Source organism: Acinetobacter sp. 789_lipA (assembly GCF_058242845.1).
Map to the genome: position 1 here is coordinate 3318844 of NZ_JBZAYS010000001.1, position 16626 is coordinate 3335469.

General features: G+C 41.9%; 14 protein-coding genes. 7 read left to right on the forward strand and 7 right to left on the reverse strand.

The window, feature by feature from the left end; all coding sequences use genetic code 11:
• Nucleotides 1-81 precede the first annotated feature (81 nt).
• Nucleotides 82-2166, reverse strand: coding sequence for a polyphosphate kinase 1 (gene ppk1 / locus AC4CUZ_RS16400; RefSeq protein ID WP_151835830.1), 2085 nt, complete (start codon nucleotides 2164-2166; stop codon nucleotides 82-84).
• Nucleotides 2167-2276: 110 nt separating this feature from the next.
• On the reverse strand, nucleotides 2277-2951 hold the full coding sequence (gene mtgA / locus AC4CUZ_RS16405) for a monofunctional biosynthetic peptidoglycan transglycosylase (protein ID WP_004694386.1): 675 nt from the start codon (nucleotides 2949-2951) through the stop codon (nucleotides 2277-2279).
• A gap of 77 nt (nucleotides 2952-3028) precedes the next feature.
• Here mtgA and AC4CUZ_RS16410 point away from each other — a divergent pair, with 77 nt between their 5' ends.
• A complete protein-coding gene (locus tag AC4CUZ_RS16410) occupies nucleotides 3029-3844 on the forward strand; it encodes a rhomboid family intramembrane serine protease (protein ID WP_151835831.1) in 816 nt (271 codons plus the stop codon).
• A gap of 30 nt (nucleotides 3845-3874) precedes the next feature.
• On the opposite strand, the gene AC4CUZ_RS16415 is transcribed toward AC4CUZ_RS16410, so the two are convergent.
• Entirely contained in the window at nucleotides 3875-6364 is a 2490-nt protein-coding gene (locus tag AC4CUZ_RS16415; protein WP_201950779.1) for an ABC transporter permease, read from the reverse strand.
• A 1-nt stretch (nucleotide 6365) separates the two neighbouring features.
• Complete coding sequence (locus AC4CUZ_RS16420) at nucleotides 6366-7094, reverse strand: ABC transporter ATP-binding protein (protein ID WP_151835833.1); 729 nt, start codon at nucleotides 7092-7094, stop codon at nucleotides 6366-6368.
• Nucleotides 7095-7105: 11 nt separating this feature from the next.
• Between AC4CUZ_RS16420 and AC4CUZ_RS16425 the strand changes: the two genes are divergently transcribed.
• The gene (locus tag AC4CUZ_RS16425) at nucleotides 7106-7747 is read left to right on the forward strand and encodes an arylesterase (protein WP_126035831.1); all 642 of its coding nucleotides are present in this window, start codon (nucleotides 7106-7108) and stop codon (nucleotides 7745-7747) included.
• 30 nt (nucleotides 7748-7777) lie between these two features.
• Here AC4CUZ_RS16425 and AC4CUZ_RS16430 read toward each other — a convergent pair whose 3' ends face one another.
• On the reverse strand, nucleotides 7778-8392 hold the full coding sequence (locus AC4CUZ_RS16430; RefSeq protein ID WP_004981036.1) for a carbonic anhydrase: 615 nt from the start codon (nucleotides 8390-8392) through the stop codon (nucleotides 7778-7780).
• 310 nt (nucleotides 8393-8702) lie between these two features.
• Here AC4CUZ_RS16430 and AC4CUZ_RS16435 point away from each other — a divergent pair, with 310 nt between their 5' ends.
• Together AC4CUZ_RS16435 and AC4CUZ_RS16440 are read left to right on the forward strand one after the other, a co-directional pair.
• Entirely contained in the window at nucleotides 8703-9734 is a 1032-nt protein-coding gene (locus AC4CUZ_RS16435) for an alpha/beta fold hydrolase (RefSeq protein WP_062034416.1), read from the forward strand.
• Between the two features lie 15 nt (nucleotides 9735-9749).
• On the forward strand, nucleotides 9750-10751 hold the full coding sequence (locus tag AC4CUZ_RS16440) for a hypothetical protein (protein ID WP_201950775.1): 1002 nt from the start codon (nucleotides 9750-9752) through the stop codon (nucleotides 10749-10751).
• Between the two features lie 36 nt (nucleotides 10752-10787).
• Here AC4CUZ_RS16440 and AC4CUZ_RS16445 read toward each other — a convergent pair whose 3' ends face one another.
• Entirely contained in the window at nucleotides 10788-12992 is a 2205-nt protein-coding gene (locus AC4CUZ_RS16445) for a FepA family TonB-dependent siderophore receptor (protein WP_490747907.1), read from the reverse strand.
• A gap of 175 nt (nucleotides 12993-13167) precedes the next feature.
• Complete coding sequence (nfuA, locus tag AC4CUZ_RS16450; RefSeq protein ID WP_490747908.1) at nucleotides 13168-13806, reverse strand: Fe-S biogenesis protein NfuA; 639 nt, start codon at nucleotides 13804-13806, stop codon at nucleotides 13168-13170.
• A 160-nt stretch (nucleotides 13807-13966) separates the two neighbouring features.
• Between nfuA and AC4CUZ_RS16455 the strand changes: the two genes are divergently transcribed.
• The 3 genes from AC4CUZ_RS16455 to AC4CUZ_RS16465 all read left to right on the forward strand — a co-directional run bounded on the left by AC4CUZ_RS16455 (nucleotide 13967) and on the right by AC4CUZ_RS16465 (nucleotide 16572).
• Nucleotides 13967-14584, forward strand: a complete 618-nt coding sequence (locus AC4CUZ_RS16455; RefSeq protein WP_490747909.1) for a rhomboid family intramembrane serine protease — start codon at nucleotides 13967-13969, stop codon at nucleotides 14582-14584.
• A gap of 137 nt (nucleotides 14585-14721) precedes the next feature.
• Nucleotides 14722-14880 carry a hypothetical protein gene (locus AC4CUZ_RS16460; RefSeq protein WP_490747910.1) on the forward strand — a complete coding sequence of 53 codons (159 nt, stop codon included), beginning with the start codon at nucleotides 14722-14724 and terminating at the stop codon, nucleotides 14878-14880.
• Nucleotides 14881-15024: 144 nt separating this feature from the next.
• Nucleotides 15025-16572, forward strand: a complete 1548-nt coding sequence (locus tag AC4CUZ_RS16465) for a hypothetical protein (protein ID WP_490747911.1) — start codon at nucleotides 15025-15027, stop codon at nucleotides 16570-16572.
• Nucleotides 16573-16626: the final 54 nt, after the last annotated feature.

The window sequence follows — 16626 nt, forward strand, 5'->3', positions numbered from 1 at the left end:
ATTTTTGTGCATAAAAAAGGAGTCAAACATGACTCCTTTTTTGTGCCTAAATCTTTTTTAGACCCAAGCACCTCTCTAAAGTTATTTAATCACATCTAACAAATAACGCTGTGCATTATGCTCAGTTTCGTCTTCAACTGGTGTCGCACGAAGCCATGTTCCGTCACCCTGTAATAACCAAGCTTGTTGATTATCCTGCAAATAGGTCAACAAACCTTGCTGATAAATACGTTTTTTCAAAGCAGGATCTTCAATTGGGAAACATGCCTCAACACGATTAAATAGATTTCGATCCATCCAGTCAGCACTCGAACCATAAATACGCGCATCGCCATTATTACTAAAATAGAAAACACGGGTATGTTCTAAGAAACGCCCCACGATCGAACGTACACGAATGTTTTCCGAAAGCCCTGGCAAGCCTGGGCGTAGACAACAAATTGAACGAATAATGAGATCAATTTGTACACCTGCCTGCGATGCCTCATATAGCTTGTTGATCAGTTGCACTTCAGTTAGTGCATTTACTTTCACAATAATCTGCGCTTTCTTGCCCGCTTTGGCATTGGCAATTTCATCATCAATAAAGTTAATCAGTTGAGCATGGAGCGTAAACGGTGCATGGAGTAGCTTTTTCAGCTTCGCCATTTTCCCCATACCCGTCAGTTCTTGGAAAATACGGTGTACATCTTCACATAACTCTTTATCGGTCGTGAGCAAGCCATAGTCGGTATAAATTCGTGCATTACCCGCATGGTAGTTACCCGTTCCCAAGTGCACATAACGAACGAGTTTATTATTTTCACGGCGTACCACAAGAATCATTTTGGCATGAGTTTTATAGCCCACAATGCCGTAAACAACCACTGCGCCCGCTTCTTGTAGCACATTTGCCACTTCGATATTTGACTCTTCATCAAAACGCGCACGCAGCTCAATCACTGCGGTAACTTCTTTCCCATTACGCGCCGCTTCTGCTAAGACTTGTACAATTTCAGAGTCTGCACCACTACGGTATAGGGTTTGTTTAATCGCCAACACTTGTGGGTCACGTGCCGCTTCACGCAATAAGTTAATCACAGGTGCGAAAGACTCAAACGGATGATGTAGTAAAATATCCTGTTTCTGCATTGCAGAGAACATGCTTTCCGACTTTTTCAGCACTTTAGGAATAACAGGAATATGCGCGTCATACCGTAGATGGGGACGTTTAAAATTGGACAATAAACGCGCCAAGTTCACCGGTCCTTCGACTTTATACAACTGCTCCTGATGCAGATCAAATTCATCTAGCAAGTAGTTATAAATATGTTCTGGACAGTTTTGTGTAACTTCCAAACGTACTGCTCGTCCAAAACGACGTGAACTTAACTCACCTTTCAGTGCTTTGGCTAAGTCTTCCACATCTTCATTGAGTGCCAAATCGGCATTCCGTGTGACACGGAACTGATAACAGCCTGTCGCTGTCATCCCTGGGAACAAGTCAGAAACATGCTCATGGATAATGGCTGAAAGCATCACATGATGCTCTTTTCCACCTGTGAGTTCATCAGGTAGCCGAACCACACGTGGCAATGAACGTGGTGCAGGAACAACGGCCAAATCAATCTGACGACCAAATGCGTCTTTCCCTTCCAAAGTCACGATAAAGTTGAGACTTTTATTCACTAAACGCGGAAATGGATGCGCAGGGTCAAGGCTAATCGGTGTTAAGACAGGTGCGACCTGTTCTTGGAAATATTTCTTTACCCATGAAGACTGTGCAGGTGTCAGTTCCCCACGGCGTAAGAAGCAAATGTCTTCCTCACGTAGTTTCGGCAGAATTTCATCATTGAGAATACGATACTGACGTTCAATTGCGGCATGTGCGGTTTGCGAAATTTGATCGAGTACTTGGCGTGGGGTTAAGCCATCGGGGCTACGGCTTTCATTGCCCAGATCCAACTGTTCCATGACGCCCGCAACACGAATTTCAAAGAACTCATCTAAGTTACGTGAAAAAATCAGTAAGAAATTCATCCGTTCTAACAGCGGATGTAAAGGATCTACGGCTTGTTCCAATACACGTAAATGGAAATCTAATATCGATAACTCACGGTTAATATAGCGATCGTTATACGCGTATTCAGGTTGTAGTATCGGAGATGTGCTTGCTGCCGTATTCATAGCTAACCTTTGATTATTTGAATGCGTTTTATCATGATAAGTATGCTTCAATTTTGTGACAATTTCATAAAAAAAAGCCCATAAATTTGGGCTTTTTCACATCAATCAAATTAAGGGATATCACTATAGCGCATATACTTTCGAATCATGCGCTCACGGTTTTGCAACTTACGGTCATTTTGATGGTCTTGGTAGTATTTCGGATTGGGTAAAATGGCCGCTAAAAAGACCGCCTGCTCTCGGCTTAAGCTACGTGAACTTTTACCAAAGTAGTGTTGGGTTGCAGCTTCCACGCCATAGATATTATCACCAAACTCCACCGAGTTCAGATAAACCTCTAAGATGCGTTCTTTGCTCCACATCCGTTCCATCATCCAAGTTGCAACAGCTTCCTGACCTTTACGAATGAATGAACGCTTGTTATATAAAAATAAGTTTTTGGCCAATTGCTGAGAAATTGTTGAACCGCCGGCAACTACTTTGCCCGTGTCATTATTACGCTCAAGCGCCGCTTGAATGCCATCCCAGTCAAAACCATGATGTTGCATAAATTTGCCATCTTCAGCCGCAACAATGGCTTTTTTCATGTACTCACTGATCTCGTCATAATCACGCCATTCGTGTTGAATAGGCTTAGATGGCTCAGACCAATAATCAATTCGCATAAACATGGTGGTTTCCACTGGCTTGTACCGCCACCACGCAAGACTTGCAAAAATCCACAACTGTACCAAAAGCACGAAGCTGACAACGACTAACAAACTACGAACAATAAAAGCTTTCATGCCAGTGGCTTACTCCAAAAATCATTTTTATTCATGCTAAGCTTGGGCAAATATAGCAAAATTTTAGCAAGAATAGCATGACCGAGCTTACACCTCCGCAAATCAAAACAAAATTCGACGTACATTTATGGTGGATTACCGCCGTCATTATTGCCGTGAATGTTGGGCTGTTTTTTTGGCAAGTACTGCATGGCATGGATGTCAGCAATCCAAGTACGGCTGATGCTATACACTGGGGAGCAGACTATGCACCGCTCACCTTCTTGACTGAACCGATGCGTTTATTGAGCAGTATGTTCTTTCATTTTGGCTTGGTTCACCTCATATTGAACATGTGGGCGCTGTATATTTTTGGCAGTGTGCTGGAGCAAATGTTTGGACGTGTCTATTTTCTTGCGCTATATGTTCTTGCTGGTCTCATGGGTAGCTTGCTCAGTGGTTATATTGCCATTCAAGACAGTTATGAACTGATTCGTGTTGGTTTAGCAAACCCTGAACTCTTGCCGCGTGTCGGTGCAGGGGCTTCAGGTGCCGTCATGGGACTGGGCGCAGCACTGACGGTTCTATCGCTACTACCGATGCTCCCACAGCAACGTTTTATTTTAGATAAAAAGACTTTGCTCATCGTGATGGGAATCAACTTAGCCATGGGCTTTATGATTTCAGGGATTAACAATGCCGCACATATTGGCGGCATGTTGATGGGTGCTGTTTTGGCGGCACTTTGGTATCTCTCACAAAAAACGCAGCAGCGTTGGATTATGCTGCTGAGCCTTGTTTTGGCAGCCTGCGGTTCGTATTGGTTTTACTTACACTGCCAAAACCTTGTGGTCTATATTCAACCCTTATGGTCAGAAGTGTTAATGATGATGCGTCAACAGCTCAATTTCTAAGATTCAACGCTTAAGATATTAAGAGATCAATCACGATTGATTGATCTCTCTCAAACTTTGTAAAGGTGGAATCTCACTGAGATAACTTAAGCGATAACGCCCAATCAGCGCGCAGAGTAAGGTCATGAACAGTGGTAAAATGAGCCAGATTTCCCAGTGTGGCTGAATGGTTAATCCCATGCGATAACATGCTACTGCACTTATTGCTTCAGCAAATAAACAAGAAACCACACCTGCCATAAAACCAATAAAGCCAATTTCTAGACTGAGCATAGTTCTGAGTTTTTGCTTGGAACCACCAAATGAACGTAATAACGCCACCTCACGTTTGCGCTCATCCATGAGTAAGTTCAGGCACGCAATTAAAACCAAAATACCTGAAATACTCACTAAAACTGCAAGGATCGTGACAATCTGCACCAGCACGGTCACGATGCGCTTAATTTCATCTAAAATTAAACTTACATCAATAAAGACAGTGTTGGAAAATTGTTGAATGATACTGACCAATTTCGCTTTGTCTGACTCAGGCACATAGAAACTGCCCAAATAACTGCCCGCATTTTCATCCATAGTTTGGGGCGCAAAAATAAAGAAGAAGTTTGGGCTAAAACTTTCCCATTCTACAGTTCGTAAGTTTGCCACTTTGGCATGAATCACACCCTCTGGTAAGCTAAAGGTCAGTTGATCCCCCACTTTTATCCCAAGCTCTGTTGCGGTGTTGGCTTCCACCGAAACTTGCCCTTTTGCTGTCAGTTTTGATACTCCAGAGACAATTACATTGTCTTTAGGATAACGGTCTGCTTGGGTTAAATTTAGCTCGCGACGTAAGGAATTATTTTGCTTCACCAAATCCGCAGCAAAAGGCTGTCCATTTTTGGCAATCAGTCTACCTCGAATATTCGGATAGAGCGGCGTACTGTTCCAATGGTTTTGTTCAATTTTCGCTTTTAACTCAGGCATGTCAAAAGGCGGTAAACCATATACAAACTGATTCGGCGTTCCTATAGGAATTTGCTGTTGCCAACGTTCTAACAAATCGGTTCGTAGCACGGCTAAAACCGTAATTAAACTGAGTCCTAAAGCCAAAGCGGTAATCTGAAACGCAGTTTGGTAAGGCGTACGGACATAGGCAGAAACCGCATTTTTCAAGCCGCGCAGGAACTTCAAACTCAGCCAGACCACAACGTATAACACTGCACATAGAATAATAATTGCCCCAATCACCATGGCTGTCAGCACCATGTTTTCAGTCAGAACAATACTAAATAATACCAGACTTGCCGTGCCTGCAAGTAACATCCAAAACATAGACGAAACTGATTTTTCTTGACTGCGAATGACACGGATCGGTGGAGTATTCAAAAGCTCCCAAAAACTTGGTAAGACAAAACCCAATAGCACCACAGCACTAGTCAACATGGCAATCGGAATCGGCCCGAGCAGCATATCCCAAGCTGAAAATGCAATACTTAAGTGTGGAATCAGTTGTAACATCAACTGTAACAGGCCATAACCCAGCCCTACCCCCACGACACTCCCGACCAGCATGGCAAGCAAGAACACCACACCCAACAAGCTAAGGTAAGCCCAAAGAATTTGTGACTTCGCAGCCCCCATACAACGTAATAGCGCAATGTGATCTTGGTTTTGTTGCACAAAACGCTGACTGGTCAAAGCAATCGCAATTCCACACAGTAAAATCGTTAAGATATTCGCCAACTGCAAAAATGTGTCCAAATTTTCAATCGGTTTCATTAAACGGGTATTGCCCTCACTGGCATTCCGTAAGCGTAAGCTGTTTTGTGGTTCTTCCGCATTAGGACTTTGAGTTGTCGCACTGACCTCTTCAGACAATACATTCTGCTTCTTAAAATTTGCTTCAAACTGCTGAGTATTTTGTGCCGTACCTGCCATTAGTAGGCGATATTCAATGCGACTACCGACTTGTATGGCATTGGTCTTGGCAATATCCGCTTCTGAAATAATCACCGTGGGAGAGAAACCTGAAAATCCTAACTCCTGATTGGAGTCATGCTCAATCAAGCCTGTAATCTTAAACACACCATCTGCAATATTCAGCTGATCGCCCAGTTTAACCCGTAGCAAATCCATAGCACGTTGACTCAACCACACTTCACCCGAAGCAATATGCTTCGCCGCAGGCTGAATACGTAACTCTCCGCGCAGAGGGAAGGCTTGATCGATGGCTTTAACATTGACCATAACAAACTGATCATCGGTATATGCCATCGAACTAAAGACAGTGACTTCAGATTGTTTTAAATCGAGAGCTGTCGCTTGCGCTTTCCATTTCGGGTCGAGTTTTTGGCTGTCCGTTAAAACCAAGTCCCCTGCTAGCATCTCAGCGGCTTGCAGTGCTACGGCATTTTGAATTTTCTCATTACTAAACTTCAACGCGGTCGTTGCACTGATTGCGAGAATCAATGCAATAATCAATAAATACACACCGCTACTTTTAAAACTTTGCTTCAGTAAGGGCTGAAATAGAGAATTCATTTTATCCTCCCGTTCGAGGATGTTCGATCAACTGACCATCGAGTAATTCAAAATGCCGTTGGCACTGTTCTGCAAGCGTATGGTCATGCGTCACTAAAATCAGGGTCGTACCCAACTCACGGTTCAATTGAAACAATAATTGCTCGATTTCTCGCGCAGTTTGACTGTCTAAGTTTCCTGTTGGTTCATCGGCAAAGATAATTTTTGGCTCAGCAATCAGCGCACGGGCAATTGCAACGCGCTGCTGCTCCCCACCCGAAAGTACCTTCGGTGTTTGGGTGGCCTGTCGCTCTAATCCAACTTTTTGCAACAAACTCAAAGCGCGTTGCTCCGCTTCAGCGAAGTTAAAGGATGCATGAAGCCGTAACGGCAGCATCACATTTTCAACAGCAGTCAGGTGTGGCAGCAGTTGAAAGGACTGAAACACAAAGCCAATATGCTTCAAACGCACATTCGCACGCTGTTCTTCGTTGAGCTTGGAGATACTTTCACCACAAACGATTAGCTCACCACCGCTAGCCTGATCTAAGGTCGCCAAAATACCCAGTAAGGTAGACTTTCCTGAACCTGAACGTCCTGTAATTGCGACTTGTTCACCTGCTGCGATGCTCAGACTCAAATCTGAGAAAATGGTCAGTTCTTTTTGCGGAAGTTTAATCTTTTGTGTCAGTTGCTGGGCAGAAATAATCACTTGTGGCATGATGCTTACATCACTATGAACTTGGGTCATAACATCCCTATATGCAAATATTCGTGCAAAATCGCAAATTTAAAAAACGTATCAGTTCATACTTGGTTTTGCTTGCACTGTGCCTAAGCCCCACTTGGGTTTTTGCAAAAACCGTGATGGTTTTAGGAGATAGCATTAGTGCAGGTTATGGCATAGAACCACAGCAAGCATGGGTAAATTTACTGCAAAAACGGTTAGACCAACAGTATCCGAAACAACACAAAGTGGTCAATGCCAGTGTGAGTGGTGAAACCACCAGTGGCGCTTTGGCTCGTTTACCCAAACTGTTGCAAACGCATAAGCCAAATGTTGTGGTGATTGAGCTTGGCGGGAATGATGGGCTGCGTGGTCAACCACCTCAGATGATTCAAAAAAATTTAGTGCAACTGATTCAACAGAGTCAAAAAGCCAATGCAACTGTGGTTGTCTTGGGAATGAAAATGCCACCAAACTATGGCACAGCCTATAGCAAGGCATTTGAAAATAATTACAAAGTGGTTAGTCAACAATACAAAGTGAAATTGCTGCCCTTCTTCTTGGAAGGTGTAGCGGGAAATAAAAGCTTGATGCAAAAAGATTTGGTCCATCCAAATGGCAAAGCACAGCCTATTTTATTAAATTTGGCTTATCCCTATATAAAAGGCGCTTTATAGAGCGCCTTTTATTCTGATCATATCCGCTGATCAGAAGTCAAAAAAAACCACTTCACCACTTTCAAGTGAGTACTCAGCGCCAACCACTTGTAACTTGCCTTTGGCAATTAAACTTTCAAGCACAGCTGAGCCATGACGTAACTGATTTACAGAGGCAAATACATTTGAACGCACCGCGTGTTTAGACAGTTTGCATAAATCATGTTTCAGTTCAGTTTGCATCAAGGTTTCAACTGAAGGACGGACACGGTTTACAATCGACATCAAGTTTGCAGACGGTGGGCTATCTGGGTTCATCAAAGTGTCAATGGTGGCTTGAATCGCACCACAGTGACTATGACCAAGAACCACAACGACCGCACAGTCATAACGCTCAGCCGCAAACTCAACACTGCCAACTTGCGAAGGTGCAACCACATTTCCAGCAACACGAATAACAAACAGATCACCCAAGCCTTGGTCAAATACCATTTCTGCAGGCACACGAGAATCAGAACATCCGAGTACAATCGCAAATGGGTTTTGGTCTTCCGCCATCTCTGCTCGTGCTTGGTGAGACAATTGCTTATGGTGGGTTGTCTCACCCGCTACAAAACGTTGGTTACCTTGTTTTAGACGGCTTAAAGCTTCTTGAGCTGTTAGCATTCCCTTTCCCACCCGATTGTTATTAAGTTGGACTAGTTTAATCCCAGCGAAATTGATTGTCACTTGCAAAAAACATAGCGGCTTCTTTTTTTGCTTAATTTTAAATTTGCATTTAATCTCAAACAAATCGTTACGCAGTTCACACTTTATCCAAATGCAGTATATCCTTTCAAATAAATAATTAATGACATTTGCATGAAAGCTATTAGAATCAAACAGACCTGTAAATAAACATAAAAACTATTCAAAATCAGAGCATTTTTATCTTATTCGGTCAGTTTTTTCATTCATCTCCGTTTAAGGATGAACCATGATGATGCGCTCAAAATCCGTCTTGAAACAAAGTCTAAAGGCCGGTCTATTCGCCTTAGCTTTGTCATTTCCTTTCGCCAGCCATGCGGTCGAAAATACCATCATCAAAGACAAACTCAGTTTACAAAGCTACCTTCTACAAGAACGCGTCACCGCCGGCTTAAAAACCAAAACACTTAAAGTGGATGACATCGTTTGGAGTTATAACGAAGGCGGTGCAGTTGATAAACCGACTATTTTGCTGATTCATGGTTTTGCTGGAAATCGGGACAATTGGAACCGTGTAGCACAGTTTCTAACGCCGTATTACCACGTGGTTATCCCTGACCTTCCAACCAACGGCGACACCAAAGTCCCAGATGATTTTGATCTCTCTATGCCAAATGTCACAGAGCGACTCCGTCGTTTTGTTGAAGCCATTCATATACAAGATAAGCTCAATGTTGCAGGACATTCTATCGGTGGTTCTATTGCAACCCTATATGCCGCGCAATACCCTTTTGACACGCAAAGTTTGTTTTTATTGAACAGTGCCGGGATTTATAAAAACGCCAACACCAACTATGCCAAAGACCCGCAATATTTAAAGCACTTGATTGTAAGCAAGCCGGGCGATTTGGATGATGTGATGCAACGCGTCATGCAAACCCCAATCAAAATGCCCTATTATTTAAAGCGCGCCCAAGAAAAACAGTTAATTACTCAGGCTGAAAAAAACAGTAAAGTGATTGATCAATTGGTGACCTTGAACCGAATTTATACCACTGACTCCTTTGCCCGAGTGACTCGTAACATTGAAGCACCCACCCTCATTTTGTGGGGTAAGCAGGACAAAATTATTAATGTCGAAGTGGCGAATGAGCTCAAATCTTTATTGAAACGTGCTGAAGCTCCTGTCATCCTTAACAATGTTGGTCATATGCCACTTTTGGAGGCAGAACAAGCAGTTGCACAGCACTACCTGCCTTTTCTTGCAAAAACACAAAAGTTAAAAAATCCATTGGCTGATAAACTGATTCCACTAAATTAATTTTGTTGAGTACGTATGCAGAAACACCCGATGATTGAGCAGCTCATTGAAGCTCATCTTAATTTTTTAGATCATGAGTTTTCGCAAGCAAGTACCGTACAAAATGAATTCACCCTCTTTTATCACTGGTTTAGAAAACAAACTTTGCAGCAACTGTGGAGCTTTGAAGACATCAATGCGCTGTTGCAAAAACAAATCCTAGCCACACCTGCAACAGAACATCTGATTTCACAAATTGCAGAGCACATCAAATTTGCTTTGATTCACCCCATCAATGAATCAACAAAAATTGCCGATGTGATTCCAGTACTCACCATCGACAAAATTGCGCAGTATGTCGCGAGTAAAAGTGGGCATCGTCAACGCCTGATTAAAACTGTGGTAAATAACCCAGCTTTTTCAGCCATGATTACTCAGCTCATTCAGCACTCAATTCAAGACTATTTAAACAACTCCGTCATGACCAAACGTGTGCCGGGTGTCTCTAGTTTTATGAAAATGGGCAAGTCGGTACTTGAAACCGTCACGGACTCAAACCTAAATGACACCATCGGTCATTATTTGCAAAAGAACATCTTAAAACTCAGTCAAATGAGCGAACAAGTGTTAAATCAAAACTTTAATGATGAAAAGCTGTATCATTTTCAAGCCAATCTTTGGCATAAAATCAAAGACATGCCTTTATCAGTTTTAAAAAATTATGTAGAAGTGCAAGACTTGCCTCAAACCGTCGCTATGGGTCACGAAATTTGGGAACATATACGTCAAACTAACTATCTGCAGCAACAGCTGCATGATGGTGTTTATGCTTGGTACATTCGCAACCAAGAACGTCCTTTTGATTTACTCCTACGTGACTTAAATATCGACGAAGCTTTAATTCAAAATGAACTTCAAGATTTATTGAATCCTATTATTCAAGAGCTCATCAAATCACATTACTTGCGTGATCGAGCACGTTATTATTTAGAACTGTTTTATTATTCTGACCAAGCACAAGCGATTCTAAAACGATAAAAAAAGCCGCATTATGCGGCTTTTTTCTTTCATAATTTAGAATGCATACTTCAAGCTCGCATAATAAGCTCGACCTGGTTCGTTGTAGGTTTGGTTCAAGTCATTATTACGAACAAGTTGCTCATCAAATAAATTACTCACACCTAAACGACCGCTAAATTGATCTGTAAATTTGTATCCAACATTAATCCCTGCGATACCATAGCTTGGCACACTTTTCGTGTTCATCGTTGTATTACGCGTTTCAGCAAATTGACGTGGTTTTTGGCGACCATATTGGGTATAAACGAAATTCACATCAAATTGATCTGTAATATCATAGTTGAAAATCGAATTAATCGTGTAATTAGGTACAACTGACAAAGGATTTCCAGTGGTTTTATTCACTGAATCCATCATATAAGTAAAGTTGTTTGTCCAATTAATATTACCAAAATCTAAGCTAACACTTCCTTCTAGACCTTGAATTAAAGCCTTTGGAATATTGGTCCACTCTAATAAATGATATGTTGTTGAACCTACGGTTGTCGTTCCAACAACTTCGTCACCTGATGTGATTTTGTTTTTATAATCATTACGGAACCACGTTAAGCTTGCATTCACAATATCTTTTTCAAACTGGATACCCACTTCCTTGTTAATAGAAGTCTCAGGTTTTAAGTCTGCATTTCCAACTAAATAGCAACTTCCCGAAGCCGTTGCTGTGGTGTCAGGACAACCGTTCCCACGTGTAAAGAGTAAGTAGCCTTCTGCATTTTGATACATATTTGGCGCTTTATATGCTCTTGCTATACCACCTTTTAAAGTGAAGTAATCTCCAAGTTTTTGGGTAATGTTTAAACTTGGACTCCAGTTTGACCCAGACTTACTATGATCATCAAAACGAACTCCCAAGACCAAATCTGTTGCATCAGTTACTTTAAAGTTATCTTCAATGTATGCAGAAGCAATTCGTGATTTCATGTGAGTACGATCAGATGGCAACTGTACCAAACCAGAGGCATCTGCTTGTACTGTACTGCTTGCATCACTAAACTTATCTTCAACCCACTCTGCGCCCAAGGTGAGTGCTTGAGGAAGAAATATATCCAATGGAATATTGGTTTCAGCATTAAAACGTGTGGTATCTAGCACCGACGTTTTTTTATCAAATGAATTTGGACTTCCTTCTGGCCCACCAGCTAGTGACTCAGGAATACGCTTATTTTTAGTTTTATCAAATTGAGCCAATAATTTTGTATCACCCCATGCCCATTTTCCTTCATGGGTTAAAGCATAACTGTCTCGGTACATCGTATTAGTTTCTTTACCTAACAATCCATTGACGTACGCAATGTTACTAAAGCTAGAATCTGGATTTGTTGCATCTGCATTACTGTTTTGAATATCACCTGTATATTCATTCCCTTGACGACCAAATGAAGTGTCAATAGTCAAGCTCTGTTGATCATTAATCTGCCAAGCTAAACGCCCTGAGATATCTTTATTCTCAACGCCTTCTCGACCTGCTGCACGACTACCACTTTCTGTCAGTGGGTTGATATCTGCAGCATCGGCATCTGTCTTGTTATAATTTCCATATAAACGATAAGACAATACTTCCTTAATAATTGGACCACTCAAGTTAAAACTTTCTCGATGGCTCGAACCTTCTTTTGAGTTCTCAGGTTGGTTAGTAAATACCTCAACCGAACCATGAACTTCGTTTGTGACTTTTTTAGTTTTAATATTAACAACACCACCCATGGCACCTGAGCCATAACGAGCAGCCGCTGGACCACGTAATACTTCAATAGATTCAATTGCATCTGCAGGCACCCAGTTTGAGTCACCGCGGGTATCACGTTCCCCTCTCCAGCCATAACGCACAGAATTTCTCGAATTCACAGGCTTACCATCAACCAAAATCAAGGTATTTTCTGGGCCCATACCGCGAATATCAATTTGGCGGTTATTACCACGTTGTCCCGTTGCACTATTGCCTGTTAAATTTACGCCAGGCATCCGACGTACATATTCAGAAATATCATTTACAACAGGTAATTTTTCTAAATCTTTATCCGTAATAATAGATGCGCCTAGAGACTGCTTAACCTGTTCCTCAGCCGTTAATACAATCGTCTGTAATTGTGTTGCTTCTTTCTCTTTTGTGGTTTCCACAACGTCATTTGCCATCGCAAATGAACTCATTGCCCCTACAACAGCCAAAGCTAAAGTTGATCTCGTCAGATTTTTACCCATAACGCATACACCCAAAATACAAAAGAAGGAGAGATTGTGTAAATTTCGTAGGGCATTTTAACAAACGATAAACATATTGCAATAAATATTGATAATTATTCTCAATTACATTTTAGCTTTAGATAAAATATAACCCCCTAATTTAAGGAGGTTATTTGGTAAAGTGGATTCAAATTTATTTGAAGTACGCGCCTTCAGCCTGCGTATGGTCTGTCTGGTCAATCACACGACGTAACTCAGGAATGTGTTGTTGCAGAGTCGTTTCAACACCTTGTTTCAAAGTGACGTCAATTGCTGAACAACCTTGGCAACCACCACCAAATTTTAATACAGCCGTTAAACCATGCTCTTCATCTTCAACAACTTCAACCAATGCACAGTTACCGCCATGACCAGCTAGACCTGGGTTAATTTCAGACTGAAGAATATACGTAATACGCTCTTCAATTGATGCATCAGGACCGACGCGTGGCACTTTCGAGTTTGGTGCACGGAAAGTTAACTGCCCACCAAAACGGTCTTTGTTGTAATCAATCACCGCATCTAATAAATATGGAATAGACGGTGTGTCGATATACGCAGGAAAGTCTGGATAATCTTGACGGTAATCGGTTGGGATCACTTCTTCAGGCGCGCTATATGCCATACAACATTCAGCACGTGGTGTACCCGGATTTTCAACAAATACACGTACAGCAATGCCCTGTGTATTTTGTTTTTCTAATAAATCACGTAAATACTCTTGTGCAGTCGGAGTAATCAATAAGTTTGGAATTTCCTCTGCAACTGCAGTGCTGCTGTTCTCAGTCGACATAACAATCATTTCCTCAAGCTGAAGTTGCTATTTTAACTGAAGATGCGGGGTAATTAAAAAAAATCAACCAAAATTGTCGGATTTATTGTGAAAGTTCATCTTTCCGCTCAATTTAATGGCATTATGACCACAAGATAGTTATATGTAGAACATCTCAGAAATGTTGGATTTACCTTTTAATCATACAGTTACGATCATTATTATTACGGTCATTATTTCTATGGTGGCATTTTCAAATCAGAACGTGATGAACCGTCTGATTTTCTGGCCTCCTGCCATGCAACGTGGACAATACGATCGTTTTATTACACATGGCTTTATTCATGCCGATGGCATGCATCTCCTGTTCAATATGTTCACCCTGTTTTTCTTTGGCAGCATTATTGAAAGTTTTTACCGCCAATACTTCTTTGACTTAGGTTTTGTTTTGTTTTATTTGGGTGGTTTAATTTTTGCCATTTTACCGAGTTATTTAAAACATAAGAATGATGTGCGCTGGGCAAGCCTTGGTGCGTCTGGTGCAGTCTCTGCGGTATTGTTCGCTTATGTGTTGTTTGAACCTTGGAAGCTGATTTTTGTATTTTTTATTCCCGTACCTGCGATTATTTTTGCAGTGTTGTACGTGGCATATAGCATCTGGGCAGGTAAAAAAGGCAACTCCAACATCAACCATAGCGCCCACCTTTGGGGAGCTGCTTATGGGGTCATCATGACCTTAATTTTAGAGCCGCGTCTTATCCCACACTTTCTGAGCAAATTAACCCAGTTACCTTTTTAAAGCTGAGCCCTAGGTTGCAAGTGGATTGCATCCATACGCATATAGGCTCAGTAACATTTTTCTACAGCAATGGGTTGTCCTGATTTTTACAATGAACATCAGGACAACTATAAACCAAGGAAATTGCGATAAAAATAATGTCTATATTGGCAACCTTGATGATCAGTCTCAGTTTTACAGCCTGTGCGGTACACACCCCTGAAGGGAGTATCATCGTCGATCCTGATCGTTCTTATTATCCTCATGGCCAAGGCGATTTCTGCCCACCCGGACAGGCCAAAAAAGGTCGCTGCTAAACTCAAAAGCCTTCTATTCAGAAGGCTTTTTTATTACATATATTTTTACATAAATTTGGCATGAAATGCCAAGCAGGAATTTGATTTGGCATAGATAATGTTTACAACTGTATATAAATAGCAAATGCCAGTGAGATTTCTTGCATGTCCAATCCCTTAGATGGTCTTCAATTTCCAATTTACTCGAAAACACAAAAAGTTAGCACCTCACGTACAGGGAAAGAGATTATTGCAGAGGCCTTAGCCAATGTTGATCACCAAAGCTCTGTTACTGCACTTACAGAAAAGAACTGGCGTAAACAATATCCTCGCTATTTTAAATCCTTAGTTGAATTTGGGATTCGTAATCAAATTGCACCGATTCAAATGGCACAAGATGGGCTCAACAAAACACATAATGTGTTTGAGTTTTATCGGGATGGCCAAAAGCATCTTCTCAAAGATGTGATGTCACTTAAAACTACACCGCTACACACCATCAAACTCAAAGGTGAAAGTGATGCTGCGCCTGAGTGGTCAGTGCCTTATAAAGGCCAACAACTCAGAGGTGATGCCTTACTCGCACAAATCCAAACATGGTTAGATGCTGGGGTGATTGAACCCAGTCACGCTGAAGCACTGATTGCCTGTGTGGAACATCCTGAATGGTTTGATTTATCTGACCGCACGATGGTTTTGTTCGGTGCGGCATCTGAAGCTGGTCCACTCACATGGTTAGCCCAATGGAAAGCCAATATTGTGGCGGTTGATCTACCCAATAGACGCGTATGGAGCAAAATTTTAGACACCATTCAACACGGTAATGCCACGCTATATGCCCCATCAGTTGAAGCCTTGAGCGCGGAAACACCGGTGTCAGTTCTCAAAGAAAAACTCGGTGCAAATTTACTAACACAAGTGCCTGAAATTGCACAATGGTTGGTACAAAACCCGCATCAGTTAGATTTGGCCGCCATTGCATATTTGGATGGTGAAAAGCATGTCCGCGTATCCGTTGCGATGGATGCGATTATGCAACATGTCAGTGCGCACAAAGTAGATACCAGTTTGATGTATATGTGCACCCCTACAGACGTCTATGCGGTTCCAGAGGAAGTGATTACAGCGTCTGAGCAAAAGTTCAGTGGACGCTCTAAAACGCAGCAGATGATCAGCAAGAGTATTTCAACCCTCAGTGGGCAACTGTTCTTTAAGAAAAACCTACATGACCTCGTCGAGTCGGATAATGACAAGTCTTACGGCATCACCGACTGTTTAGTAATTGAACAAGGGCCGAACTATGCATTGGCTAAACGTATTCAACAGTGGCGTGCAACGCTTGCTCGCTCGGAAGGTCAGCGTGTCAGCATCAACATTGCCCCATCAACCACCACACACTCTGTCACCAAAAATCCACTGCTCAAAGCAGCATTTAATGGAGCGAGCTTGTTTGATGTAGAAGCCTTTAAGCCAGCAACCACCAATGCTATCATGGCGGCCTTATGGATCCATGATCTGCGTAATCCTGAGTCTGTAGCCAATCCAGAGAACAAACTTGAACATCCTCTAGAACTGATGATGCACGGTGCCAATCACGGTGGCTTATGGCGTGTAGCTTATTTAGCACGTACTGCACTGCCCTTTGCAGCACTTTATGGTTTTGCTGCAGACAAGCTACCACTCAACAAAGTATTTGCTTTACTGAAAAAGTAGACCTTGAATACCCGCTTCAATAAAATACAGTGATAAAAAACGCTACTCAAGGTA

Excerpts from the sequence above, each read along its gene's own strand:
- AC4CUZ_RS16460 (WP_490747910.1), top strand. The coding sequence starts at position 14,722 with ATGTCTATATTGGCAACCTTGATGATCAGTCTCAGTTTTACAGCCTGT.
- AC4CUZ_RS16465 (WP_490747911.1), top strand. The coding sequence starts at position 15,025 with ATGTCCAATCCCTTAGATGGTCTTCAATTTCCAATTTACTCGAAAACA.
- nfuA (WP_490747908.1), bottom strand. The coding sequence starts at position 13,806 with ATGTCGACTGAGAACAGCAGCACTGCAGTTGCAGAGGAAATTCCAAAC.
- AC4CUZ_RS16430 (WP_004981036.1), bottom strand. The coding sequence starts at position 8,392 with ATGCTAACAGCTCAAGAAGCTTTAAGCCGTCTAAAACAAGGTAACCAA.
- AC4CUZ_RS16425 (WP_126035831.1), top strand. The coding sequence starts at position 7,106 with ATGCAAATATTCGTGCAAAATCGCAAATTTAAAAAACGTATCAGTTCA.
- AC4CUZ_RS16440 (WP_201950775.1), top strand. The coding sequence starts at position 9,750 with ATGCAGAAACACCCGATGATTGAGCAGCTCATTGAAGCTCATCTTAAT.
- AC4CUZ_RS16435 (WP_062034416.1), top strand. The coding sequence starts at position 8,703 with ATGATGATGCGCTCAAAATCCGTCTTGAAACAAAGTCTAAAGGCCGGT.
- AC4CUZ_RS16415 (WP_201950779.1), bottom strand. The coding sequence starts at position 6,364 with ATGAATTCTCTATTTCAGCCCTTACTGAAGCAAAGTTTTAAAAGTAGC.
- AC4CUZ_RS16445 (WP_490747907.1), bottom strand. The coding sequence starts at position 12,992 with ATGGGTAAAAATCTGACGAGATCAACTTTAGCTTTGGCTGTTGTAGGG.
- AC4CUZ_RS16420 (WP_151835833.1), bottom strand. The coding sequence starts at position 7,094 with ATGACCCAAGTTCATAGTGATGTAAGCATCATGCCACAAGTGATTATT.
- ppk1 (WP_151835830.1), bottom strand. The coding sequence starts at position 2,166 with ATGAATACGGCAGCAAGCACATCTCCGATACTACAACCTGAATACGCG.
- AC4CUZ_RS16455 (WP_490747909.1), top strand. The coding sequence starts at position 13,967 with ATGTTGGATTTACCTTTTAATCATACAGTTACGATCATTATTATTACG.
- AC4CUZ_RS16410 (WP_151835831.1), top strand. The coding sequence starts at position 3,029 with ATGACCGAGCTTACACCTCCGCAAATCAAAACAAAATTCGACGTACAT.
- mtgA (WP_004694386.1), bottom strand. The coding sequence starts at position 2,951 with ATGAAAGCTTTTATTGTTCGTAGTTTGTTAGTCGTTGTCAGCTTCGTG.